Here is a 25,225-nt window from a genome sequence, read left to right as displayed (position 1 = left end):
AATCCCAGTCACTGTATAAAAAAACAGAGCGATCAATATGCTAAAGCTGACGCCACGCCAAGCCGAGATTCTGGCCTTCATCAAACGTTGCCTCGAAGACAATGGCTATCCGCCAACCCGCGCGGAAATCGCTCAGGAATTAGGGTTCAAGTCGCCCAACGCGGCGGAAGAACACCTCAAGGCACTAGCCCGCAAGGGTGCCATCGAGATGACGCCCGGCGCCTCTCGCGGCATTCGCATCCCTGGCTTCGAAGCCAAGGCCGACGACTCTACCCTGCCAATCATCGGCCGGGTGGCTGCCGGCGCGCCAATCCTTGCCCAGCAGCACATCGAAGAGTCTTGCAATATCAATCCAGCGTTCTTCCACCCTCGTGCGGACTATCTGCTGCGGGTGCACGGCATGAGCATGAAGGACATCGGTATTTTCGACGGCGACCTTCTGGCGGTTCACACCACCCGCGAAGCGCGTAATGGCCAGGTCGTCGTTGCCCGCATCGGCGATGAAGTGACCGTAAAACGCTTCAAGCGCGAAGGCAGCAAGGTCTGGCTGATGGCCGAAAACCCCGAGTTCGCCCCTATCGAAGTTGACCTGAAAGATCAGGAACTGGTGATCGAAGGCTTGAGTGTCGGCGTAATCCGCCGCTAAAGGAGGCTTTATGCAGTTCCCACACACACCTCAGCAAACACAACTGCCGTTATTCGAAGCGTTCATGGCGCAACCGATGGCGCCGATCCTGAAAGACGTGGTCGAGCGCCCCTGGAATACTGAACCCGAAGTATTCAGTGAGCTGTCACTGCGTGGTGCCGCCGGGAACTGCCTGAATCTGCTGGCGCCGATCCTTCGTGAGCTCAGCGACGATCTGGACGCACGCTGGCTGACGCTGATTGCGCCACCTGCCAGCCTTACCCAAACATGGCTGCGCGATGCTGGCCTGAATCGAGAGCGCATCCTGCTGTTGCAACCGAGAGGCACTCAAAGTGCTCAACAACTCGCTTGCGAAGCCTTGCGTCTGGGCCGCAGCCACACAGTCGTCACCTGGCTCAACCCGCTGAACACAAGTTCACGGCAACTGTTGATCAGCGCTGCACGCACGGGCGACGCTCAGAGTTTGAACATTCGATTGGGTTGATTGACAAGCTAAAAGCGCTGTGTGAAGCGCAGGGCTTCTCCAGGGATAGAGAAGCCGATCTGAAGCGGTAGTGACAAAATCAAAAAGCCGTCGGGAATCAATGAAGAACCCGAGACCCCTCATCTTTTTCAAACTCACCTTCGATCATTCGGCCTGCCATCTGCACGCCAACGCTCAACATCGCTTTTGCGATTTCCACGTGCTGACCCTGCAGGAATGTCTTGGCGTCCTCGGAGAAATCCAGAGTCACCAGAGAACCCTCGTCCTCAGCCCTGCGCAGTTCGATTCGGCCGTCGGGTAACTCGACAATTTCTAGAAAGGACGTTGGCATATAGGTCTGTTCTCCACGAAAGGCAGGCATTATATAGACATCATTCAGGCTTCGCTCGTGATCTTGACCAGCAGCATGTTTCAGATTGCCACCGTGTCAATCATCGTCAGCATTCGTTCAAACCTTCGCGAAAACGAATAGCCAGGCTCTTGAGGTTCTGCCGCCAACTCTCAAGTTCTTCACGGCTCAACTCTTGCGGAGCCTCTTCTTCATCCAGATTAACAGCCTGAATCAACGGCTGTGTCACATCGCCCTTGGGCTTGTGTGGCACGCGAGGCGGCTGGAACAATGCCGAATGCGCGGCCAGCAATTCTGCCAGCCAGGTCTCCGGATTGGTTGCCAGTTCAACCATTTCCGCCAGTTCCGGAATCGCGATCGACTCGAGCACTTCACGTGTCAACAGCATCTCGGCCCGTGGTGCACTCGCCTGAGGCAGGCGATAGAACCCGGCAATTTCATGACACAGTCCCAATAGCGCGCCATAGAGGTGGAACAACGCCGATTCACGTCCAGCCTGAATCAGCGCCAGAGAATTCATCGCCCGCCCTTCTTCAGCTCGAGCCAAGGCTTCCAGCGACAGGCCGGCGAAATAGATTTTCTGATTGGTGCGGGTATAGAGTTCGTGGGCCATGATGGCAGCCTCCACAACGAAATAATTGCTTCACACAGACCGGACAGTGTCGTGGATCAACTGATCACACCGCAAGCACAAAACAAAAAGGCCGCATGAAAACCCGAGGGTTCTCATGCGGCCTTTCAGTATCAGATTAACGCTTACTCAGCCTTGGCCTTCGAGCGCTTGTCTTCAACAGTCCACTTGCCACCGTCGAAGTACGCCTTCCAGCCAGTTGGCTTGCCGTCGACTTCGGTCTGCACGTATTGCTCCTTGGTCTTGCGGCTGTAGCGGATCACCGCTGGCAGGCCATCAGGATCCTTCTGCGGTGCTTCGCACAGGAAGTGATACTTCGGATCGATTTCATCCTTGTGCGGAAGAATCTCGATCACCAGCGGAGCACGGGTCTCGCGGTTTTTCGGGAACTGACTGGCCGCCAGGAACAGGCCGGACGCACCATCGCGCAGGATGTAGGTGTCGTTGACCTTTTCGCATTTCAGCTCAGGCATCTTCACCGGATCCATCTTCGGCGGCGCCGCGTCACCGCTCTTCAGCAGTTTGCGGGTGTTTTTGCAGGTCGGATTGGTGCAGCCAAAGAACTTGCCGAAACGGCCGGTCTTGAGCTGCATCTCGCTGCCGCACTTGTCGCATTCCAGGCTCGGACCTTCGTAGCCCTTGATGCGATAACTGCCCTCTTCGATTTCGTAGCCGGCGCAATCCGGGTTGTTACCGCAGATGTGCAGCTTGCGCTTCTCGTCGAGCAGGTAAGCGTCCATCGCCGTGCTGCAGATCGGGCAGCGATGCTTGCCACGCAACACCAGCGACTCCGACTCACCTTCGTCGTCCGCAGCGATTTCGTCGCCCGGCACCAGGTTGACGGTGGCCTTGCAGCGTTCTTTCGGCGGCAGGCTGTAGCCCGAGCAACCGAGGAACACGCCGGTCGATGCGGTACGGATCTGCATCGGACGGCCGCAAGTGGTGCACGGAATGTCGGTCATGACCGGCTGGTTGGCACGCATGCCGCTTTCCGGGTTCTCGGCTACTTCGAGTTTCTTTTTGAAGTCGCCGTAGAACTCATCCAGCACGTTCTTCCAGTCGCGCTCGCCCTGAGCCACGTCATCGAGGTTCTCTTCCATGCCGGCAGTGAAGCCGTAGTCCATGAGGTTCGAGAAGCTCTCCGACAGACGTTCGGTAACGATGTCGCCCATCTTTTCCGAATAGAAACGACGGTTGTGCAGGGTCACGTAACCGCGATCCTGGATAGTCGAAATGATCGCAGCGTAAGTCGAAGGACGACCGATACCGCGTTTTTCCATTTCTTTAACCAGGCTGGCTTCCGAGTAACGCGCCGGCGGCTTGGTGAAGTGCTGGGTCGGATCAAGCTTGATCAGCTTCATCACGTCGCCCTGCGCCATATCGGGCAGAACGTCGTCATCGCCAGGTTTGGCAATCTGCGGCATTACGCGGGTGTAACCGTCAAACTTCAGGATACGACCCTTGGCGCGCAGCTCGAAATCACCAGCACCGACGCTGACAGTCGTCGACAGGTATTGCGCCGGTAGCATCTGGCAAGCCAGGAACTGACGCCAGATCAGCTCATAGAGACGCTCAGCATCGCGCTCCATACCCGCCAGCTTGCTTGGAATGGTGTTGGCGTCGGAGGGACGAATGGCTTCGTGAGCCTCTTGTGCGCCTTCCTTGCTGCTATAGACGTTCGGCGTTTCCGGCAGATACTTCTTGCCGAACTCATCTTCGATGTAAGCACGTGCCATCGTCACGGCGTCTGCCGAGAGGTTGGTCGAGTCGGTACGCATATAAGTGATGTAGCCGGCTTCGTACAGACGCTGGGCCATCATCATGGTTTTCTTCACGCCGAAGCCCAGACGGTTACTCGCCGCCTGCTGCAGGGTGGACGTGATGAACGGCGCCGACGGCTTGCTGCTGGTCGGTTTGTCTTCGCGCTTGACGATGCTGTAGCTGGAGGACTTGAGTTTCTCCAGCGCGGCCATGGCCTGGGCTTCGTTGAGCGGCTTGAAGGCTTCGCCCTTTTCACGCGCTACTTCGAAACGTACGGTCGAGCCTTTGGCGCTGCCGAGATCGGCATGCACTTCCCAGTACTCTTCCGGGTTGAACGCGCGAATTTCACGCTCACGCTCAACCACCAGTTTCACGGCGACCGATTGCACACGACCAGCGGACAGGCCGCGGGCGATCTTGGCCCACAGCAGCGGCGAGACCATGTAGCCCACAACGCGGTCGAGGAAACGACGCGCCTGCTGAGCGTTGACACGATCGATGTCCAGCTCGCCTGGCTTGGAGAAGGCTTCCTGAATCGCCTTTTTGGTGATTTCGTTGAACACCACGCGCTTGTAGCGGCTGTCGTCACCACCGATGGCTTCGCGCAGGTGCCATGCAATGGCTTCCCCCTCGCGATCCAAGTCGGTTGCGAGATAGATGGTGTCAGCATCCTTGGCGAGCCGGCGCAGCTCTTCGATGACCTTCTCTTTGCCCGGGAGGATCTCGTACTTGGCCTTCCAGCCATGATCGGGATCGACACCCATACGCGAGACCAGCTGCTTGCGCGCTTTCTCTTTCGGCGTGAGCACCGGACCTTCGCCTGCGGCAGCCTTGCCGCGCTTGGCGGCTGGCTCTTTGCTGGCGCTAGCCGAACCGCTGGTGGGCAGGTCTCGGATATGGCCGATACTCGACTTCACCACGTATTGGTTGCCCAGATACTTGTTGATGGTCTTGGCCTTAGCCGGGGATTCCACAATGACCAGCGATTTGCCCATGGATCAGAAAATTCCTGAATTCTAGAAGTGAAAGGCGGTTGGCGCCTGACGCGGCACCGCTATATATAGTTGATACAAGGTGAGGTCAAGCGCAGGGTATTGCGCGCACTCCCCTTATGCCTTGGAAAACAGGCTCGGTTCGGCTTGCACCAAAGCAAAGCGTGGGACCTGCTCGCCGTCAACCTCGACGGATTCCAGAAACATGCTCAGGGGACGCACCCAAAAGCCGTAATCGCCATACAGGGCTTGGTAAAACACCACTTCTTCTTCCGTCTCGGAATGCCGCGCGACATTGAAAACGCGGTACTGCGGACCTTTGTAATGCTGGTAGAGCCCAGGTTGTATCGGCATGGTTTGGCCCTCCCTCAATTTTTTTCAAAATAAAAACAAAATAAATCCACAAAAACAAAAACCGGGGCACTTGGCCCCGGCTTCCATCGACGAGACGCTTAAACGCGTTCGAAGACGGTGGAGATGCCTTGGCCGAGACCAATGCACATAGTGGCCACCCCGAAGGTGCCGCTATTCTGCTTCATCACGTTCAGCAAAGTGCCGGAAATCCGAGCACCGGAGCAACCGAACGGGTGACCCAGGGCGATCGCGCCGCCGTGCAGGTTAACCTTCTCGTTCATCTTGTCGAGCACTTTCAGATCTTTCAGCACTGGCAGAGCCTGTGCGGCGAAAGCTTCGTTGAGCTCGAAGAAGTCGATATCGTTGATGCCAAGGCCCGCACGCTTCAGGGCTTTTTGTGTTGCCGGAACTGGACCATAGCCCATGATTGCCGGATCCACACCCGCCACTGCCATCGAACGGATCACCGCCATCGGCTGGATACCCAGGTCCTGCGCACGCTGAGCCGACATCACGATCATGCACGAGGCACCATCGGTGATCTGCGACGAAGTACCGGCCGTCACGGTGCCGCCCTTCGGATTGAACGCCGGCTTGAGGGCCGCCAGACTTTCCAGGGTGGTTTCCGGACGAATGGTTTCGTCGTAGTCGAACAGTTTCAGGAAACCGTTCTCGTCATAACCCTGCATCGGGATGATTTCGTCTTTGAACTTGCCTTCCAGAGTCGCCTTGTGGGCGAGCTGGTGGGAGCGCACGCCAAAGGCGTCCTGCTGTTCGCGAGTGATGCCGTGCATTTTGCCGAGCATTTCAGCGGTCAGGCCCATCATGCCCGAGGCTTTCGCCGCGTACAGCGACATGTGCGGGTTCGGATCGACACCGTGCATCATGCTCACGTGCCCCATATGCTCGACGCCGCCAACGACGAACACGTCACCGTTACCGGTCATGATCGCTTGCGCAGCCGTGTGCAGCGCGCTCATCGACGAGCCACACAGGCGGCTGACAGTCTGACCGGCAGCCGTGTGCGGGATCTGGGTCATCAGCGACGCCATGCGCGCGATGTTCCAGCCCTGCTCCAGGGTCTGGTTGACGCAGCCCCAGATCACGTCTTCGACTTCGTTCGGATCAACCTTGACGTTGCGTTCCAGCAATTTGCTGATCAGGTGCGCCGACATGTCTTCGGCGCGGGTGTTGCGGTGCATGCCGCCCTTGGAGCGGCCCATCGGAGTACGACCGAAGTCGACAATCACGACGTCTCTTGGATTCAAGCTCATAAAATTTCACTCTCGCTCAAAAGTTGGGACGCTTAACCGAAGAACCGTTGGCCGGTTTTGGCCATTTCACGCAGTTTCGCGGTCGGGTGGTACAGCGCGCCCAAATCAGCGTACTGGTCAGCCAGGGCAACGAACTCGGCAACACCGATCGAATCGATGTAGCGCAGCGCACCGCCACGGAATGGAGGGAAACCGATACCGTAGACCAGACCCATGTCGGCTTCAGCGGCGGTTTCAACGATGCCGTCTTCCAGGCAACGCACGGTTTCCAGGCAGAGCGGGATCATCATCCAGTTGATGATGTCTTCGTCAGTGACTTCGCGCTGCTCGTAAACGATCGGCTTGAGCACTTCCAGTACCGACGGATCGGCAACTTTCTTCTGCTTGCCCTTCTTGTCGGTCTCGTAGGCGTAGAAGCCCTTGCCGTTTTTCTGACCCAGACGCTTGGCTTCGTAAAGCACGTCAATGGCCGAGCGGCGGTCATCTTTCATGCGATCCGGGAAGCCTTCCGCCATGACGTCACGACCGTGGTGACCGGTGTCGATGCCGACCACGTCCATCAGGTATGCCGGGCCCATCGGCCAGCCGAATTTTTCCATGACCTTGTCGATACGGACGAAGTCCACACCGGCGCTGACCAGTTTGGCGAAACCGCCGAAGTACGGGAACAGTACGCGGTTGACCAGGAAGCCCGGGCAGTCGTTGACGACGATCGGGTTCTTGCCCATTTTCTTGGCGTAGGCAACGGTGGTGGCAACAGCCAGCTCGCTGGACTTCTCGCCACGGATCACTTCCACCAGCGGCATCATGTGCACCGGGTTGAAGAAGTGCATGCCGACGAAGTTTTCCGGACGCTTGAGGGCCTTGGCCAACAGGCTGATGGAAATGGTCGAAGTGTTGGACGCGAGGATGGTGTCCTCTTTGACCTTGTCTTCAACTTCGGCCAATACGGCTTGCTTGACCTTCGGGTTCTCGACCACAGCTTCAACGACCAGATCGACGTGACCGAAATCACCGTAGGACAGGGTCGGACGAATGCCGTTGAGCACTTCAGCCATTTTCGCAGGGGTCATGCGACCTTTATCAACGCGGCCAACCAGCAGCTTGGCGGCTTCGGCCAGACCCTGCTCGATACCGTGCTCGTTGATGTCCTTCATCAGGATCGGCGTGCCTTTGGAGGCCGACTGATAAGCGATACCGCCACCCATGATGCCGGCGCCCAATACAGCGGCCTGCTTCACGTCTTTGGCGATTTCGTCGTAGGCCTTGGCCTTTTTCTTCAGTTCCTGATCGTTCAGGAACAAACCAATCAAGCTCTGCGCGGCAGAGGTCTTGGCCAGTTTGACGAAACCGGCGGCTTCAACTTCCAGCGCCTTGTCGCGACCGAAGTTTGCAGCTTTCTGGATGGTCTTGATCGCTTCAACCGGCGCCGGATAGTTCGGGCCAGCCTGACCGGCGACGAAACCTTTGGCGGTTTCGAAAGCCATCATTTGTTCGATAGCGTTCAGCTTGAGCTTTTCCAGCTTCGGCTGACGCTTGGCCTTGTAGTCGAACTCGCCGGAAATGGCGCGCTTGATCAGTTCAAGGGCAGCTTCCTGCAGTTTCTCTGGAGCAACCACGGCATCGACTGCGCTAACTTTCAGCGCGTCTTCCGGACGGTTTTCCTTGCCGGAGGCAATCCACTCGATGGCGTTGTCGGCACCGATCAGGCGCGGCAGACGTACGGTGCCGCCGAAGCCTGGGTAGATGCCCAGTTTGACTTCCGGCAGACCGATCTTGGCATTGGTGGACATGACTCGATAGTCAGCCGCCAGGCACATTTCCAGACCGCCACCCAGGGCGATGCCATTGATCGCGGCGACAGTCGGAACGTTGAGGTCTTCGAAATCGCTGAAGATCTTGTTGGCTTCGAGATTGCCAGCAACGAGCTCCGCATCCGGCAGCTTGAAGTTCTCGACAAATTCGGTGATGTCGGCGCCGACGATGAACACGTCTTTGCCACTGCTGACGATCACGCCCTTGATCGAAGCATCTGCCTTGATGGTGTCTACGGCCTGACGCAGTTCGTTCAGGGTTAGACGGTTGAACTTGTTGACGGACTCACCCTTGAGGTCGAATTTCAATTCGACGATGCCACTTTCAAGAGCTTTAACCGTGATGGCTTTACCTTCGTAAATCATCAACTGATCTCCACGATATGGAAGCTGAACAGTACACGTCGGACGCAGGCGAATGGCTAGGCAGGACGCTTTTTCGTCGATGCTGACACCAATCCACCCGGCACACCCGCCAACGCGATAGTCGGGATTCTGTAGGAGCAGTCTGTAAGACAAACGCTCAATTCATACGCCCGTTTGATTTGGGTACGTCACCTTCACGGAATTTCCAACAATTGTCAATCGCCCAAAATGCGGGTTGGAATGCGACTTTGCGGTCATTTCCGTACCACGCAGATCCACAACACGCGTCTGCATGTGAAGCCATTCATAGGATCAATAGTTAGAAAAGTCGCCCTAATTCGTAGCGAGCCCGGTTTAAAAGTCTACGCTCACGGGACGATAGATAAATGCGCTGCCCGTTTGAAGCCTGGGTCAGCGGTCATAAAGTTTCCGGCCTGCCTGGCCAACCCGCCCGATGAATCATGTCGGGCTTTTTATTGCTCGTCTGCCGGACGTTTCGCACCGTTGCAGTGCGAAAAATCCGCGAGTCACGCCAGCGCTTTCAGAGTGGCGTCGATATCCAGCAAAACCGTGGCTTCGCCCTTCTCGCCCCAGTACAAGGCGATCATCTGCTTATCCGCTTCGATCTTGAAGACGTTGCCTGGCAACTTTTCGAAATGATTGAGCAGCACCCGATCTTCGCAGACTTCCTGCCACTGATTGACCCACACGCCTGGCGATTTTTGCCAGTAGGTCCAGCATGCCGGCTGATTACCGCGACGCGGTCGATGGTATTGCGCGCACGGATCCGGCGGCTCTTGCGACAGCCAGTGCGGCCACTCCTGAGGCGCCAGTTGCATGGCCAGGCCAATACGACGCGCCTCCATGCGCAGAGCGATTCGACCGCTCTGCGCGCGCGATGGGCGCAACCATGCCAGTGGGCTCAATACCACCAACAGGATTGACACCACTATCCAGACCGTCATATCTGTACTCCCGTTTTCTGATGAGCCCATTGCTTCACTTCGGAACCAATGCGCTTGAAACCAGCCATACTTACCAATATTGAACCCTCACGAGGAGCGCCTCATGCCCTACCACCACATCCTGGTCGCCGTAGATCTGACTGAAGAGTGCGACCCCGTCATCCACCGCGCCCGCGAGCTGTCGGTGAGCAACGGCGCCAAGCTGTCGCTGGTGCATATCGTCGAACCGATGGCCATGGCTTTTGGCGGCGACGTACCGATGGACCTGTCACAACTGCAACAGCAGCAGTTCGATCAGGCCAAGGAACGCCTTGAGCGCCTTAAGCTCAAGTACACCGAGCTTGAAGGCGCCAATTGCCACTTGACCTACGGCCAGCCGCGCCAGGAAATCCATCACTTCGCCAAGGAACAGCAATGCGATCTGATCGTGGTCGGCAGCCATGGCCGTCATGGTCTGGCGCTATTGCTGGGCTCGACAGCCAATGATGTGCTGCACGGCGCGCCTTGCGATGTGCTGGCGGTGCATCTGGTCAAACGCTAAATCCTGCAGGAGCGGCCGAAGGCTGCGGTCTTGCAGATCAAAAGATCACAGCCTTCGGCAGCTCCTGCAAAAAGCCCGGCCTCACGCGAATGAGGCCGGGCTTTTTAATGGCTGAAGCAATCAGGCATCCAGCTCGGCCCAACGCTCTACCAACGCTTCCAGTTCCGCCTGCAATTGCTCAAGCGAGGCAATGACCTTGGCAGTCTCTGCCGCAGGACGCTGATAGAAACCGCTGTAGGCCATTTCAGCCTCAACGGCAGCGATCTGCTGCTCCTTGGCATCGATATCGCCCGGCAACGCTTCCAGCTCGCGCTGCAGCTTGTAGCTCAGCTTCTTCTTGGCGGCCGGAGCAGCAACTGGCGCAGCAGCGGCCGGCTCAGCAGTAACCACTGCCGAGTTCAGGTCAGCTTTGCCCGATTTGCTCTCGGTCACGCCTAACAGACGCGGCGAGCCGCCCTGACGGATCCAGTCCTGATAACCGCCGACGTATTCCCGCACCTTGCCTTCACCTTCGAAGACCAGGGTGCTGGTGACCACGTTGTCGAGGAATGCCCGGTCGTGGCTGACCATCAGCACAGTGCCGTTGAACGTCAGCAGCACTTCTTCAAGCAGCTCGAGGGTTTCCACGTCCAGGTCGTTGGTCGGTTCGTCGAGTACCAGCAGGTTCGCTGGCTTGCTGAACAGCTTGGCCAGCAACAGACGCGCACGCTCACCACCCGACAGCGCCTTGACCGGCGTGCGAGCACGCTGCGGGCTGAACAGGAAGTCACCGAGGTAGCTCAGTACGTGACGGCTCTGACCGTCGATATCGATAAAGTCACGACCTTCGGCGACGTTGTCGATTACGGTTTTTTCCAGATCCAGCTGATGGCGCAACTGGTCGAAGTACGCCACGTCGATCCGCGTCCCCTCTTCCACTTTGCCGCTGGTTGGCTGCAAGCCGTTGAGCATCAGCTTCAACAGGGTAGTCTTGCCGGTACCGTTGGCGCCAAGCAGACCGATACGGTCGCCGCGCTGCAGAACCATCGAGAAATCCTTGATCAGGAACGGGCCGCCCGGATGAGCAAAGCTCACGTTCTCGAGCACCATCACCTGCTTGCCGGACTTGTCGGCGGTGTCCAGCTGAATGTTGGCCTTGCCGGTACGCTCACGACGCTCGCTGCGCTCAACGCGCAGGGCTTTCAGGGCGCGCACGCGACCTTCGTTACGGGTACGACGGGCCTTGATGCCCTGACGGATCCACACTTCTTCCTGGGCCAGACGCTTGTCGAACAGCGCGTTGGCAGTGGCTTCGGCAGCGAGCTCGGCTTCTTTGTGCACGAGGAAGCTGGCGTAGTCGCCGTTCCAGTCGATCAGGCCGCCGCGATCCAGTTCCAGGATGCGCGTGGCGAGGTTTTGCAAGAAGGAACGGTCGTGCGTGATGAACAACACGGCGCCCTGGAAATCTTTCAGCGCTTCTTCAAGCCAGGCAATCGCACCGATGTCCAGGTGGTTGGTTGGCTCGTCGAGCAGCAGCAGATCCGGCTCGGACACCAGCGCCTGCGCCAGCAGCACGCGACGACGCCAGCCACCGGACAACTCGGCGAGGGTCTTGTCGGCCGGCAGTTGCAGGCGGCTGAGGGTGCTGTCGACCAGGGTCTGCAAGCGCCAGCCATCACGGGCTTCGAGGTCGTGCTGAACGTGCATGAGCTTGTCCAGATCAGCATCGGTAACGATGTTCTGGCTCAAGTGATGGTATTCGGCGAGCAATGCGCCAACGCCGTCGAGGCCTTCAGCCACCACGTCGAATACTGTCCGCTCGTCGGCCACAGGCAATTCTTGCGGCAGTTCGCCGATTTTCAGACCGGGGGCACGCCACACCGAGCCGTCATCAGGCTTCTGGTCGCCCTTGACCAGTTTCATCATGCTGGACTTGCCAGTGCCGTTGCGGCCGATGATGCACACCCGCTCACCACGGGCGATCTGCCAGGACACCTTGTCCAACAACGGCATAGCGCCGAACGCAAGGGACACATCGCTGAATTTGAGCAGGGTCATGAGCTTCTCCAAAAACCGGGGGCGCATTCTACCTGACTTGAGGCTTCAGCAGGCCGGCAATTTGTCTGTCGAAGCACTCTGCACAACATTTGTTGCGAACTTGTGCTGCAAGGCCCGCAAAGCTTTCGCCGCTCGCCGGCAAAAGGCTAAGCTACAGATAATTCAGTGCTGATTGATGTCGGCACTTGTCATGATTTCTCTGCCCGGATGTCTCATGCGCAGTCGCCTCTTCAGTGTTTTGTCCTGTTTGCTACTCTCCGCCGCTGCCGTTCAATCCGCCCAGGCGGTGGACCTGTCCACCCAGCGTCAGTATTACGATGAAGCCAAACGCGCGTTGGCCAAGGGCGATACCGGCCCGTATATGCGCTATAGCCAGGCGCTGGCCGATTACCCCCTCGAGCCGTATCTTGCTTACGACGAGCTGACCGCACGCCTGAAAAGCGCCAGCAATGCGGAAATAGAGAAATTCCTCGCCGAGCACGGTGACCTGCCCCAGGCCAACTGGATGAAGCTGCGCTGGTTGCGCTGGCTGGCCGATCGCGGTGACTGGGCGACCTTCGTCAAGTATTACGATCCCAAGCTCAATTTCACCGAACTGGACTGCCTGAACGCGCAGTATCAGATCAGCCACAACAAAAAGACCGAGGGTTACGCCGCTACCGAAAAGCTCTGGCTGACCGGCAAGTCGCAACCCGCCGCGTGCGATGCACTGTTCGGCATGTGGGCCGCCGAGGGTCAACTGACCGAACAGAAGCGCTGGGAGCGCACCAAGCTTGCCGCCCAGGCGCGCAACTATCCGCTGGCCAACAGTCTGATCAACGGCCTGACCACCCTCGCCCCCCGTGGTCGCCTGTTGGTGGATGTGGCGCAGAAACCCGAACTGCTCAACCAGCCGTCGCGTTTTACTCCGGCCGATGAGCCGATGTCCGATGTGGTCAGCCTCGGCCTGCGCCGCCTCGCCCGTCAGGATCCGGACAAAGCCATGGCGCTGCTCGACGGATACGCCAGCAGCATGCATTTCTCCCGTGATGAGAAAGTCGCGATCGCCCGGGAAATCGGCCTGACGCTGGCCCGCCGCTTCGACAGCCGCGCACTGGACGTGATGACCAAATACGACCCGGAACTGCGTGACAACACCGTCTCCGAATGGCGCCTGCGCCTGCTTCTTCGTCTGGCGCGCTGGGACGATGCTTATCAATTGACCCGCCGTCTGCCGCAGGATCTGGCCACCACCAACCGCTGGCGTTACTGGCAGGCGCGCAGTCTTGAGCTGGCGCAACCGCAGAACCCGGAAGCGCAGACCCTGTACAAAAATCTTTCGCGCGAGCGTGATTTCTACGGCTTCCTCGCCGCTGACCGTTCGCAATCTCCTTACTCGCTGAACAATAAACCGCTGGTGCTTAGCCAGGCGCTGATCAACAAGGTACGCAACACGCCCGGCGTGCGCCGCGCACTTGAGTTCCATGCACGCGGGCAGATCGTCGACGGACGCCGCGAGTGGTACCACGTCAGCCGTCACTTCAACCGCGACGAAATGGTTGCCCAGGCCAAACTGGCCTACGACCTGAAGTGGTATTTCCCGGCGATCCGCACCATCAGTCAGGCGCAATACTGGGACGATCTGGACATCCGTTTCCCGATGGCCCACCGCGATACCCTGGTGCGTGAGGCCAAGGTTCGTGGTCTGCATTCGAGCTGGGTGTTCGCCATCACCCGTCAGGAAAGTGCGTTCATGGACGACGCCCGCTCCGGCGTTGGCGCCAGCGGCCTGATGCAACTGATGCCCGGCACCGCCAAGGAAACTTCGCGCAAGTTCAACATCCCCCTGGCCTCGCCGCAGCAAGTGCTGAACCCGGACAAGAACATCCAGCTCGGCGCCGCTTACCTGAGCCAGGTGCACAGCCAGTTCAATGGCAACCGTGTCCTCGCCTCCGCCGCCTATAACGCCGGCCCGGGACGCGTGCGTCAATGGCTGCGCGGCGCCGATCACCTGAGCTTCGACGTGTGGGTGGAAAGCATCCCGTTCGACGAAACGCGCCAGTACGTACAGAACGTGCTGTCCTATTCGGTGATCTACGGCCAGAAACTCAACTCGCCACAACCGCTGGTGGATTGGCATGAACGCTATTTCGATGATCAGTGATCAGTGATCAGTGATCAGTGATCAGCAGGCTAACGCCGAGTAATAAAAAATGCCCGTATCGCGAGATACGGGCATTTTTTGTAACTTGCAAAGATCAAAAGGTCGCAACCTGGGGCCGCGCCTACACGACGGCCGCCTGTCCATCGTTGAACTGCAACGCCGCCAACCGCGCATACAACGGATTGCTCGCAATCAATTCCTGATGTGTACCCACCGCAACCAGTTTGCCTTGATCCATCACCGCGATCCGGTCGGCATTTTTTACGGTGGCCAAGCGATGGGCAATGACCAGCGTGGTGCGGTTTTGCATCAGGTTCGGCAAGGCTTGCTGGATCAGGTGTTCGCTTTGCGCATCAAGGGCGCTGGTGGCTTCGTCCAGCAACAGAATCGGCGCGTCGACCAGCAACGCCCGAGCGATGGCCAGACGCTGGCGTTGGCCGCCGGAAAGTCCAAGCCCGCCGTCGCCCAAATGTGTCTGGTAGCCGTCAGGCATTTGCTCGATGAAGTCGTGGGCGTGGGCGATTCTCGCCGCTTCCTTGACCTGCTCAAGCGTGGCCGTTGGGCAGCCATAGCGGATATTCTCCTCCACGCTGCCGAAAAACAGTGCTGGCGTTTGTGAAACCAGGGCAAAACAACGGCGCAGATCCAGCGGGTCGAGGCTGGTCAGCGGCACGCCGTCCAGCAGAATCCGCCCCTCACGAGGATCGTAAAAGCGCAGCAGCAAGTCATACACCGTGGATTTACCCGCGCCGGACGGTCCTACCAGCGCCAGGGTTTCGCCGGCCCTGACCGTGAGATTCAAGCCATCGACTGCGAAGCTTTCTGGACGCGAGGGGTAGGCAAAGCACACATCCTGCAATTCCAGCTCACCGCGCACGCGCGCGGGCAATGTCACCAATCCAGTCTTCGGTGGCTGGATGATATTTTCCGAACGCAGCAATTCAGCAATCCGCTCGGCGGCACCCGCAGCGCGCTGAAGCTCGCCGATCACCTCACTCAACGTACCAAACGCGCTGCCGACGATCAGGCTGTAGAACACAAACGCCGCCAGTTCACCGGCAGAAATCCGCCCGGCGATCACGTCCATACCACCGACCCACAACATCACCGCGACAGCGCCAAGCACCAGCACGATCACCAATGTAATCAGCCAGGCACGCTGGAAGATCCGTTTGCGTGCGGTCTCGAAAGCCTGCTCGACCGTTGAGGCAAAACGTTGCTCGTCCTGTATTTGATGGTTGTACGCCTGCACGGTTTTGATCTGGCCGAGGGTTTCGGACACATAGCTGCCAATGTCGGCGATCCGGTCCTGGCTCTGTCGCGACAGATTGCGCACACGTCGACCAAAAATCAGGATCGGTGCAATCACCAGCGGTAGCGCGATCACCACGATGCTGGTGAGTTTGGGATTGGTGATGAACAGCAGAACGATGCCGCCGATCACCATCAACAGATTGCGTAGAAACAGCGAAAGCGACGAGCCGATCACCGATTGCAGCAATGTCGTATCTGCTGTCAGGCGTGACTGGATTTCCGAGCTGCGATTGTCTTCGTAAAAACCGGGATGCAGGTACACCAGGTGGTTGAACACCTGTCGACGGATGTCGGCGACGACACGTTCGCCGATCCAGGAGACCAGATAAAACCGGGCGAAGGTGCCGACCGCGAGGCCCAGGACCAACAGCATGAACAGTCCAATGGATTGGTTGAGCAAATCCGCCGATTGGGTCATGAAACCCTGATCAACCAACAACTTGATGCCCTGCCCCATGGATAAGGTGATGCCGGCGGTGACGATCAATGCGAGCAGCGCACCGAAGGCCTGCCAGCGATAAGGCACGAGGAAATGACTGGTCAGGCGCAAGGCGCGCCGGTGCCGCGAGGAAAGCATCGAGATCATTCGGGTTCACACGTGTGCTTATGGATAGGGCCAGCCTACACACTCAAATGGGGTGGAACTCTGTAAATCACAATGAGTCAGTTTAAATATGCCCCCAAAGACTAGGCCATAGTTGCTATTGGTCTAAAGTCCCGATTGAGGCAAGCGGTCATTTCTGGTTGAGTAGAGATGCCGCCGCCGACGGATCGCAGGGAGCTGTCACAGCCCGGTCACGTGGGGGTTTTAACCTAGGCGCACAACCTGATGAGGAGACAGGCCATGTCCTTGCAACAAAGCAGCGAAGACAAGATTCAAGTGATCCGTACCAAACCCGGCCAGACTCTGGGTTGCTCGATTATTGATGAAAAAGGCCGCGAAGTACCGATCACTGAAGACATGATCCAGGACGCTTGCCGCGAACTGGAGAAGCGATTGGTCAAGCCTGCCGAACAAGAGTGATATAGCCACCGTCTTCCTGACCCGGCCCATCTGGCCGGGTTTTTTATGCCTTCTTCCGCCCTACAGGGGAATGGGCTAGAGAGCTACTGCTCCGAGCGCTGTCACGATCTGGCGCAACGTTGGCGAATGCCCCTCGATCCGTACTTTCAACCCTTCAATCTCGCGCCGAACCGGATACTGCTTGCGCAAAACATCGAACGCCGCACGTTGCTCGGCGACATTGCCTACAAGACTGCGGCGAAAATCCGCGTCATCCCGGCGTGGGTCGTACACGCCACGGCACAACATCGCCAACGCCCAGGCCGGATCACTGTCGGCATGCAAGGTTACTTGCGACAACCACGGCGCCGGCAGCAGGTCATTGAGCTGGATGCTCGCAGGCTGATCAATGAACTCGCAGTACGCTTGATAAATCTGCGCCGTGCCGCGCTGCTTGCCGTCGAGGCTGTAACCGGCAATGTGCGGCGTGGCCAGCACACAGAGTTCGGCAAGAGCCACATCGACCTCGGGTTCGGCCTCCCAGACATCGAGCACCGCTTGCAGGTCTTCGCGCTCCAGTAGCACTTCGCGTAGCGCAGCGTTATCCACGACCGGCCCTCGCGCTGCGTTGATCAACCAGGTGCCAGGTTTGAGTTGCTGCAAACGTTGTTGATCGAACAGGTGCCAAGTCGCACTGTTACCGCTGCGGGTCAGCGGTGTGTGCAGGCTGATCACGTCGCACTGTTCGATGATCTGCTCCAGGCTGACGTAATCCCCCCCCTCGGCAGCCTGACGTGGCGGATCACAGACTTTCACGTTCCAGCCCAGGCCCTTCAAGACGTTGATCAGGCGCCCCCCGACCTCACCGGCGCCGACGACACCATAAGTACGCTGAGTCAGATCAACGCCCTCGATTTCGGCAAGCGTCATCAGGCTGCCGAGCACATAGTCGACCACGCCTCGGGCATTGCAACCGGGCGCGCTCGACCAGGTGATGCCCGCCTCGTTGAAATATTCGAGATCCAGGTGATCGGTGCCGATGGTGCAGGTGCCAACGAAGCGAACCTTGCTGCCCACGAGCAGCGCGCGGTTGACGTTGGTCACCGAACGCACCAATAACACGTCGGCCTGCTCGACCGTCGCACGGTCAATGGAACGGCCGGGCACTCGGCGGATCTCGCCAAAACCGGCAAAAAAGGCATCGAGCAGCGGGATATTTTCGTCAGCAACAATCAGCATGGCGGGCTCCTTGGGCGGATCGGCAGTTTAGGTGCAGATACGCGGTTGGGCCAGCGGGGTTTGATTCCAATCACGACAACGACATGCGCCCTGTGGCGAGGACGGCGCAAAGCCATGAGTGATTACAAATCCGCAACACAGGATTTTTCCTGACCAACACGTCAGCGGCGTAGAATGCGCCGCCTTGCGCATCAACATCTGTGGACGCTTTGCCTGTGAATCCTGTAACTGACCAACCTGTCGCCCTCTCCCTCTCCCGCCCCGCGCGGATTCGCCTGGAGTTCAAGACTCTGCTTGCCCTGGCGGTGCCGATCATCATCGCGCAACTGGCAACTACGGCCATGGGCTTTGTCGATGCGGTGATGGCCGGGCGCGTCGGTCCCAAGGACCTGGCGGCGGTAGCACTGGGCAACTCGATCTGGGTGCCGGTATTTCTGTTGATGACCGGCACCCTGCTGGCCACCACTCCCAAAGTCGCCCAGCGCTACGGCGCCGGTACCCACGGCGAGATCGGTCCGATCGTGCGCCAGGCATTGTGGCTGGCGCTGGTAGTGGGCTTGATCGCTACCGCGATGCTGGTTGCCGCAGAGCCGATTCTGCATTTGATGAATGTCGATCCCGAGCTGATCGGCCCGTGCATGCAGTACTTGCATGGCATAGCCAGCGGTTTGCCGGCGGTGGCGTTCTATCATGTGCTGCGCTGCTTCAGTGACGGCCTCGGTCGTACTCGCCCGGCGATGGTGCTGGGTTTATGCGGGCTGGCGCTGAATATTCCCCTGAACTACATCTTCATCTATGGCCACTTTGGCGTGCCGGCCATGGGCGGCGTCGGTTGCGGCTGGGCCACGGCGATCGTGATGTGGGTGATGGCGCTGGGTCTGGCAGGTTATGAGCGCTGGGCCCCGGCGTATCGTTCGAGTGAATTGTTCAGCCGTTTCGATTGGCCGCAGTGGGCGGTGATCAAGCGTCTGCTGGCCATCGGTTTGCCAATCGGCATCGCGGTGTTTGCCGAGTCGAGCATCTTCGCGGTGATCGCGCTGTTGATCGGCAGCCTCGGCGCTACCGTGGTCGCCGGGCACCAGATTGCGCTGAACGTCAGCTCACTGGTGTTCATGATTCCTTATTCGCTGGGCATGGCCGTGACCGTGCGCGTCGGTCAGGCCCTGGGCCGTGAGGAACCACGCGAGGCGCGTTTCGCCGCCGGCGTCGGCATGGGGACTGCACTGGCCTATGCGTGTCTCTCGGCGAGCATGATGTTGTTGCTGCGTGAGCCGATTGCGGCGATTTACACGGCTGACCCGACAGTGATTCATATCGCGGCGATGCTGATTGTGTATTCGGCGCTGTTCCAGTTCTCCGACGCGATCCAGGTCACCGCTGCCGGCGCGCTGCGCGGTTATCAGGACACGCGAGTAACGATGATCCTGACGCTGTTCGCCTATTGGGGCATCGGCCTGCCAGTGGGTTACGCCCTCGGCCTGACCGACTGGCTCGGCGAGCCGCGTGGCCCGAGCGGGTTGTGGCAGGGTCTTATCGTCGGCCTGAGCTGCGCCGCGCTGATGCTGTCGATCCGCTTGACTCGCAGCGCGCGCAAGCGCATTCGGATCAGTCGCTCGCTGGGCTGAGTCCTTTTACGCGAGACAAAAAATGTGGGAGCCAGCCTGCTGGCGATGATGGAGAGTCGGTCAACATAGACGTTGAATTGACTACCACATCGCCAGCAGGCTGGCTCCCACATTTGGTTTAGCGTTGGCCTGAGGCTCCGGCTTGTTTTTTGCGGATCCAGTACAGATAAGTCCCGGCGTCTTCGTGCTGGCCGACCAGTTCATGGTCGAGAAACACGCAAAACTTGGGAATGTCGCGGCGGGTCGAGGGATCCGTAGCGATCACCTTGAGCAGGCCACCGGGTACCAGATCACGGATGTGCTGGTGCAACATCATTACCGGCTCCGGGCAATTGAGGCCGGTAGCGTCGAGGGTGCCGTCGACCGGCGTATCGATCATTTCACTCATGATTAACTCCTGAAACTGGCCGGCATTGTCGCGCATTGCCGGGTGCTCGGTCACCTGTGGCTTCGCACTAATCCCCTGTAGGAGCTGCCGCAGGCTGCGATCTTTGCTTTTTGAAAGATCAAAATATCGCAGCCTGCGGCATCTCCTACCGGGAGGGCGTGTGCATTTAGCGGGATTTGGTTTTCTTCACGTCATGCCGGCGCAGATGGCAGGTCACTTCCTCACGATCGTGATACAGCTGCTTGCAGCCGATATCGACCTTGATCCCGCGCGCCTTGAAACCATCGGCAATGCGCTCAAGCAAACGCTTCACTTCGGCATAACGCTGCTTCATCGGCAGTTTCAAGTTGACCACCGCCTCGCGGCAATGCCCTTCGCCGATCCATTCTTCGAGCATTGCCGCATTACGCGCCGGTTTCTCGACGATGTCACAGACCATCCAGTCCACCGGCTGCTTGGGCTTGAAGGTGAAACCGTCCGCCATCAAGTGTTGCACCAGGCCGGTCTCCATCAGGCTTTCGGCCATGGGGCCGTTGTCGATAGCGGTCACCAGCATGCCGCGGTTGACCAGTTGCCAGGTCCAGCCACCGGGCGCTGCACCAAGGTCAACGCCGGTCATGTCACTGTGCAAACGATCTTCCCACTGATCACGCGGGATGAAATGGTGCCAGGCTTCTTCCAGCTTCAACGTCGAACGGCTTGGAGCCTCACGCGGAAACTTCAGGCGGGGAATGCCCATTGGCCACATCGCCGAGTTACCGGCATCAGCCATACCCAGAAATACTTCACGGCCGCTTTTGAATGTCAGCAACAGACGCGGCTTGTTTGCGTCTTCAACCAGTTTGCCGGCACCCGTCAGCGCCTTGCGCAGCGGGCCTTCGAATTTCTTGCAGAAGTTCGACAGCTCTTTGCCATCGTTGGTATCGACGACCTCCAGCCACAGACTGCCGCACACCGGGAATTCGGCCATGTGCGCGAGGATCACGCTGATGCGGTCGGTTTCCGGCAGATCAATGAAAACGCCGCGCGCCCATTGGCGCGGGAAGATCAGCTCGGCGAAACGCTGACCGCGCATCAGACGCTCGGCGCCGTCTTCTTCGGTGCAGACAAACTCCGCGTACGCAGTGGCGGTTTTCGCCTTGGCGTAACCGGACACGTTCAACTGGGCAGCAAGGTCGGAAATCTCCGAGCAGACTTCGCCTTCGAAACCTGGCCGGCAATGCATGAATAGGGTGTTCATTCTTACTCCTGAGCAGCGGGCGAACATTCGGCCCCTGCGCGATGCTCAGGCCTTGCGTTGAAGCAAAGCCTGTCACGAAAACCGGCGCATGATAGCCGATGTCGGAACCTTGGTTCTCTTCATAGAGTCCAGTTATTAGCCAGCTAATGAAAACAGGGCTACGTTGATAGCTCTGCCCGTCCCCTCAATCCGTAGCAGTGCGGATTCAAAGGAGTGATTGCAATGCCGTCCCTAGATAGCCTGAAGACCCTTAAAACACTAAAAATTGACGACAAAACCTACCACTATTTCAGTTTGCCGGATGCTGCCAAAAGCTTGGGTAATATCGACAAACTGCCAATGTCGCTGAAAGTCCTGCTGGAAAACCTGCTGCGCTGGGAAGATGAAAAAACTGTCACCGGCGCCGACCTCAAGGCAATTGCTGCGTGGCTCAAGGAGCGTCGCTCCGACCGGGAAATCCAGTACCGCCCTGCCCGCGTATTGATGCAGGATTTTACCGGCGTCCCTGCCGTGGTCGACCTCGCGGCGATGCGCGCGGCCATGGCCAAGGCCGGCGGCGATCCGCAGCGAATCAATCCGCTATCCCCGGTGGATCTGGTGATCGACCACTCGGTGATGGTCGACAAGTTCGCCACGCCCAGCGCATTTGAGCAGAACGTCGACATCGAAATGCAGCGCAACGGCGAACGCTATGCCTTCCTGCGCTGGGGGCAAAGTGCCTTTGACAACTTCAGCGTAGTGCCGCCGGGCACCGGGATCTGCCACCAGGTCAACCTCGAATACCTCGGCCGCACCGTGTGGACCAAGGATGAAGACGGCCGCACCTACGCCTTTCCCGACACGCTGGTTGGCACCGACTCCCACACCACCATGATCAACGGCCTCGGCGTGCTCGGCTGGGGTGTCGGCGGGATCGAAGCGGAAGCGGCGATGCTCGGGCAACCGGTGTCGATGCTGATTCCGGAAGTGATTGGCTTCAAACTCACCGGCAAACTCAAGGAAGGCATCACCGCCACCGACCTGGTGCTGACCGTTACGCAGATGCTGCGCAAGAAAGGCGTGGTCGGCAAATTTGTCGAGTTTTATGGTGATGGCCTCGCCGACCTGCCGCTGGCCGACCGTGCGACCATCGCCAACATGGCCCCGGAATACGGTGCGACATGCGGCTTCTTCCCGGTCGATGACGTAACGCTGGAGTACCTGCGTCTGTCCGGACGGCCAACGGAAGTGGTGAAACTGGTGGAGGCGTATACCAAGGCCCAGGGGTTGTGGCGTCTGCCCGGTCAGGAGCCGGTGTTCACCGACAGTCTGGCGCTGGACATGGGCAGCGTCGAGGCCAGCCTGGCAGGGCCGAAACGCCCGCAAGACCGCGTCTCGCTGCCAAATGTCGCACAAGCCTTCAGTGACTTCCTTGACCTGCAATTCAAACCGACGAGCAAGGAAGAAGGACGCCTGGAAAGCGAGGGCGGTGGCGGCGTCGCGGTGGGCAATGCCGATCTGGTCGGCGAAACGGAGTATGAACACGACGGCCACACCTATCGCCTGAAAAACGGCGCGGTGGTCATCGCTGCGATCACGTCGTGTACCAACACTTCCAACCCGAGTGTGATGATGGCTGCTGGGCTCTTGGCGAAAAAAGCCGTGGAGAAAGGCCTGACGCGCAAACCGTGGGTAAAGAGTTCGCTGGCGCCAGGTTCGAAAGTGGTCACTGATTACTACAAGGCGGCGGGGCTGACGCAATACCTCGACCAGCTTGGTTTTTCGCTGGTCGGCTATGGGTGCACCACCTGCATCGGTAACTCCGGGCCATTGCCGGAACCGATCGAAAAAGCCATCCAGAAAGCTGACCTCGCCGTCGCTTCGGTGCTGTCCGGCAACCGCAACTTTGAAGGTCGCGTGCACCCACTGGTGAAAACCAACTGGCTGGCCTCGCCACCGCTGGTGGTGGCTTATGCCTTGGCTGGCACGGTTCGTACCGACATCAGTAGCGAACCGCTGGGCAATGACCAACAGGGCAATCCGGTTTACCTGCGTGACATCTGGCCAAGCAGCCGGGAAGTCGCCGACGCGGTGAGTCAGGTCAGCACTGCCATGTTCCACAAGGAATACGCCGAAGTGTTTGCCGGTGACGAACAGTGGCAAGCCATCGAGGTGCCACAGGCCGCCACCTATGTGTGGCAGGACGATTCGACTTACATCCAGCATCCACCGTTTTTCGACGACATTTCCGGCCCGTTGCCAGAGATCAAGGATGTGAAAGGGGCGCGGATGTTGGCGCTGCTCGGCGACTCGGTGACCACCGACCACATTTCCCCTGCCGGCAACATCAAGGCTGACAGCCCGGCCGGGCGTTATCTGCGCGAAAAAGGCGTCGAGCCGCGGGACTTCAACTCTTACGGTTCACGTCGCGGCAACCACGAAGTGATGATGCGCGGTACCTTCGCCAACATTCGTATACGCAATGAGATGCTCAGCGGCGAAGAAGGTGGCAACACGATCTACATTCCGACCGGTGAGAAACTGCCGATCTACGATGCCGCCATGCGCTATCAGGCGTCCGGAACACCGCTGGTGGTGATTGCCGGGCAAGAATACGGCACCGGCTCCAGCCGCGACTGGGCGGCCAAAGGAACCAATTTGCTGGGCGTCAAAGCCGTGATCGCCGAGAGCTTCGAGCGCATACACCGTTCCAACCTGGTGGGCATGGGCGTCTTGCCGCTGCAATTCAAACTCGATCAGAATCGCAAGAGTCTGAACCTGACGGGCAAGGAAACCTTCGAGATTCAAGGCCTGACCGGCGTATCCCTGACACCACGCATGAACCTGCCTCTGGTGATCACTCGTGAAGACGGGCGACAGGAGAAAATCGAAGTGCTGTGCCGCATCGATACCCTGAATGAAGTGGAGTACTTCAAGTCAGGGGGGATTCTGCATTATGTGCTGCGGCAGCTAATCGCTTCATAAACGCGTGCCCCCTGTAGGAACTGCCGTGAGCTCGGCAGCTCCTACAGGTTCCGTACTTTTCTTGGGGCGAAAAAAAACCCGCCGAAGCGGGTTTTTCCCAAGACCATTATCGACTCCCTGTCGGCAGCGATCCTTGCAATGGTCGATCATCCTTGATCCTGAAGTACTCCCTGTGCTTCAGTTGATGGGTGTAGATTACGTGGTGGATCCAATCGACAATAGTCGTAATAGCTACCATCGCGTGTAAGACATTCGCCATAGAAGCACTTCCGAAAACCCTTAGAAGGGTCAGGCATTGAGCATGCCCGCCGCGATTTGCGCGACTTTCAACTGCCCAGAGGCCCTATGCTGCAGGCCATCCTCCAGAAACCAGGCAGCGGACAATCCGGCAAACGCCAGCACCCATTGCAGCAGTCGGCGACGATCAAGCCCTGCGGCCTCGGCGATCACTTCAACTTGTCGCTGGAGACGCTCAGGGTCGCTGGCGCTCGGTAGATTCGGGTTACAGATCAGATTGGCGTAGTCGAAACCGCGCTCTCCCCTCACCCGTTTCGGATCAATCGCCAGCCAGCCGTGCGCACCGAAATCGAGAACGTTGTCGTGGTGCATGTCACCGTGCAGTACCACCTCCTCCTGCGGGTCGGCAAGCAAGGCTTCGGCGGTTTGCAGACTCAAGGCGTAGAGCCCGCCCTCTTGTGCGGCCGCCACTCGCAGAGAAGCAAACCACGGCGTCAACTCCAACAGCGGCGGTGCCGGCATCGCGCGTGGTGTATGCAATCGTGCCAACGCTTTGCACAGAATACGGCTGGCTTCGTCGTCCTCGCCGTTCATCGCCATGTGCATCAACGAACGCCCGCCCGTGGCCCGCTCCATCAGCAAGCCATCCTCATGATGAGCCAACACCCGTGCGGCACCGTCGCCATCCCACCAAATCATCAGCAGGTTGCCGTACTTCTCATCCGTATCATCGACCAATTTCAGCATGGCGGGCGCATCACCCAGGCGCACCGGCAACAAACGGCTGCCGGGGGTGATGATCGGTGCCCCGTCCGGCACCAGTGACCAGCGTTTGAGCCAAGGGTCGAAGATCGCGCT

The 25,225-nt window shown here is 58.7% G+C and carries 20 protein-coding genes; 7 read left to right on the top strand and 13 right to left on the bottom strand.

All coding sequences use genetic code 11. The features are described 5' to 3' along the window. Positions 1 to 37 precede the first annotated feature (37 nt). The gene (gene lexA / locus AB4P92_RS25460) at positions 38 to 646 is read left to right on the top strand and encodes a transcriptional repressor LexA (protein WP_042560165.1); all 609 of its coding nucleotides are present in this window, start codon (positions 38 to 40) and stop codon (positions 644 to 646) included. A 10-nt stretch (positions 647 to 656) separates the two neighbouring features. Then, on the top strand, positions 657 to 1,130 hold the full coding sequence (gene sulA, locus AB4P92_RS25455; protein WP_042560166.1) for an SOS-induced cell division inhibitor SulA: 474 nt from the start codon (positions 657 to 659) through the stop codon (positions 1,128 to 1,130). Between the two features lie 97 nt (positions 1,131 to 1,227). Here sulA and AB4P92_RS25450 read toward each other — a convergent pair whose 3' ends face one another. The 7 genes from AB4P92_RS25450 to AB4P92_RS25420 form a co-directional block, all read right to left on the bottom strand. Next, a complete protein-coding gene (locus AB4P92_RS25450) occupies positions 1,228 to 1,461 on the bottom strand; it encodes a hypothetical protein (RefSeq protein ID WP_042562149.1) in 234 nt (77 codons plus the stop codon). 106 nt (positions 1,462 to 1,567) lie between these two features. Next, positions 1,568 to 2,092: a DUF6586 family protein gene (locus AB4P92_RS25445; protein ID WP_042560167.1), complete on the bottom strand. Its 525-nt coding sequence runs from the start codon at positions 2,090 to 2,092 to the stop codon at positions 1,568 to 1,570. 143 nt (positions 2,093 to 2,235) lie between these two features. Further along, the gene (gene topA / locus AB4P92_RS25440) at positions 2,236 to 4,866 is read right to left on the bottom strand and encodes a type I DNA topoisomerase (protein WP_042560168.1); all 2,631 of its coding nucleotides are present in this window, start codon (positions 4,864 to 4,866) and stop codon (positions 2,236 to 2,238) included. A gap of 114 nt (positions 4,867 to 4,980) precedes the next feature. Continuing rightward, complete coding sequence (locus tag AB4P92_RS25435) at positions 4,981 to 5,217, bottom strand: DUF1653 domain-containing protein (RefSeq protein WP_042560169.1); 237 nt, start codon at positions 5,215 to 5,217, stop codon at positions 4,981 to 4,983. 98 nt (positions 5,218 to 5,315) lie between these two features. Further along, entirely contained in the window at positions 5,316 to 6,491 is a 1,176-nt protein-coding gene (fadA, locus tag AB4P92_RS25430; protein WP_042560170.1) for an acetyl-CoA C-acyltransferase FadA, read from the bottom strand. A 32-nt stretch (positions 6,492 to 6,523) separates the two neighbouring features. Then, a complete protein-coding gene (gene fadB / locus AB4P92_RS25425) occupies positions 6,524 to 8,671 on the bottom strand; it encodes a fatty acid oxidation complex subunit alpha FadB (RefSeq protein WP_042560171.1) in 2,148 nt (715 codons plus the stop codon). Between the two features lie 527 nt (positions 8,672 to 9,198). Continuing rightward, on the bottom strand, positions 9,199 to 9,636 hold the full coding sequence (locus AB4P92_RS25420; protein ID WP_395598345.1) for a hypothetical protein: 438 nt from the start codon (positions 9,634 to 9,636) through the stop codon (positions 9,199 to 9,201). Between the two features lie 103 nt (positions 9,637 to 9,739). On the opposite strand from AB4P92_RS25420, the gene AB4P92_RS25415 reads away from it, so the two are divergent. Then, positions 9,740 to 10,177, top strand: coding sequence for a universal stress protein (locus tag AB4P92_RS25415; RefSeq protein WP_042560173.1), 438 nt, complete (start codon positions 9,740 to 9,742; stop codon positions 10,175 to 10,177). A 120-nt stretch (positions 10,178 to 10,297) separates the two neighbouring features. Here the strand turns inward: AB4P92_RS25415 and AB4P92_RS25410 are convergent, their stop codons facing one another. Further along, the gene (locus AB4P92_RS25410; protein ID WP_395598344.1) at positions 10,298 to 12,214 is read right to left on the bottom strand and encodes an ATP-binding cassette domain-containing protein; all 1,917 of its coding nucleotides are present in this window, start codon (positions 12,212 to 12,214) and stop codon (positions 10,298 to 10,300) included. A gap of 214 nt (positions 12,215 to 12,428) precedes the next feature. On the opposite strand from AB4P92_RS25410, the gene AB4P92_RS25405 reads away from it, so the two are divergent. Further along, positions 12,429 to 14,357: a transglycosylase SLT domain-containing protein gene (locus AB4P92_RS25405; RefSeq protein WP_047302248.1), complete on the top strand. Its 1,929-nt coding sequence runs from the start codon at positions 12,429 to 12,431 to the stop codon at positions 14,355 to 14,357. Positions 14,358 to 14,478: 121 nt separating this feature from the next. On the opposite strand, the gene AB4P92_RS25400 is transcribed toward AB4P92_RS25405, so the two are convergent. Next, positions 14,479 to 16,257 carry an ABC transporter transmembrane domain-containing protein gene (locus tag AB4P92_RS25400; RefSeq protein ID WP_162184586.1) on the bottom strand — a complete coding sequence of 593 codons (1,779 nt, stop codon included), beginning with the start codon at positions 16,255 to 16,257 and terminating at the stop codon, positions 14,479 to 14,481. A 258-nt stretch (positions 16,258 to 16,515) separates the two neighbouring features. Between AB4P92_RS25400 and AB4P92_RS25395 the strand changes: the two genes are divergently transcribed. Continuing rightward, positions 16,516 to 16,695, top strand: a complete 180-nt coding sequence (locus tag AB4P92_RS25395) for a PA1571 family protein (protein WP_042560177.1) — start codon at positions 16,516 to 16,518, stop codon at positions 16,693 to 16,695. 75 nt (positions 16,696 to 16,770) lie between these two features. On the opposite strand, the gene pdxB is transcribed toward AB4P92_RS25395, so the two are convergent. After that, entirely contained in the window at positions 16,771 to 17,913 is a 1,143-nt protein-coding gene (pdxB, locus tag AB4P92_RS25390) for a 4-phosphoerythronate dehydrogenase PdxB (RefSeq protein ID WP_261736045.1), read from the bottom strand. 215 nt (positions 17,914 to 18,128) lie between these two features. Between pdxB and AB4P92_RS25385 the strand changes: the two genes are divergently transcribed. After that, complete coding sequence (locus AB4P92_RS25385) at positions 18,129 to 19,538, top strand: MATE family efflux transporter (RefSeq protein WP_042560179.1); 1,410 nt, start codon at positions 18,129 to 18,131, stop codon at positions 19,536 to 19,538. 118 nt (positions 19,539 to 19,656) lie between these two features. Here AB4P92_RS25385 and tusA read toward each other — a convergent pair whose 3' ends face one another. Continuing rightward, entirely contained in the window at positions 19,657 to 19,926 is a 270-nt protein-coding gene (gene tusA / locus AB4P92_RS25380; RefSeq protein ID WP_261736044.1) for a sulfurtransferase TusA, read from the bottom strand. 166 nt (positions 19,927 to 20,092) lie between these two features. Further along, the gene (gene rlmM, locus AB4P92_RS25375; protein ID WP_042560180.1) at positions 20,093 to 21,166 is read right to left on the bottom strand and encodes a 23S rRNA (cytidine(2498)-2'-O)-methyltransferase RlmM; all 1,074 of its coding nucleotides are present in this window, start codon (positions 21,164 to 21,166) and stop codon (positions 20,093 to 20,095) included. A gap of 222 nt (positions 21,167 to 21,388) precedes the next feature. On the opposite strand from rlmM, the gene acnA reads away from it, so the two are divergent. Beyond that, positions 21,389 to 24,130 (top strand): aconitate hydratase AcnA, encoded by a 2,742-nt coding sequence (gene acnA, locus AB4P92_RS25370; protein ID WP_232392388.1) that lies wholly within the window; start codon positions 21,389 to 21,391, stop codon positions 24,128 to 24,130. A gap of 288 nt (positions 24,131 to 24,418) precedes the next feature. On the opposite strand, the gene AB4P92_RS25365 is transcribed toward acnA, so the two are convergent. Further along, positions 24,419 to 25,219 (bottom strand): aminoglycoside phosphotransferase family protein, encoded by an 801-nt coding sequence (locus AB4P92_RS25365; protein WP_395599702.1) that lies wholly within the window; start codon positions 25,217 to 25,219, stop codon positions 24,419 to 24,421. Positions 25,220 to 25,225: the final 6 nt, after the last annotated feature.

It is taken from the genome of Pseudomonas sp. A0308 (assembly GCF_044218815.1).
Classification (GTDB): Bacteria; Pseudomonadota; Gammaproteobacteria; order Pseudomonadales; family Pseudomonadaceae; genus Aquipseudomonas; species Aquipseudomonas iridis.
This window is presented reverse-complemented; position numbering and strand designations above follow the sequence as displayed.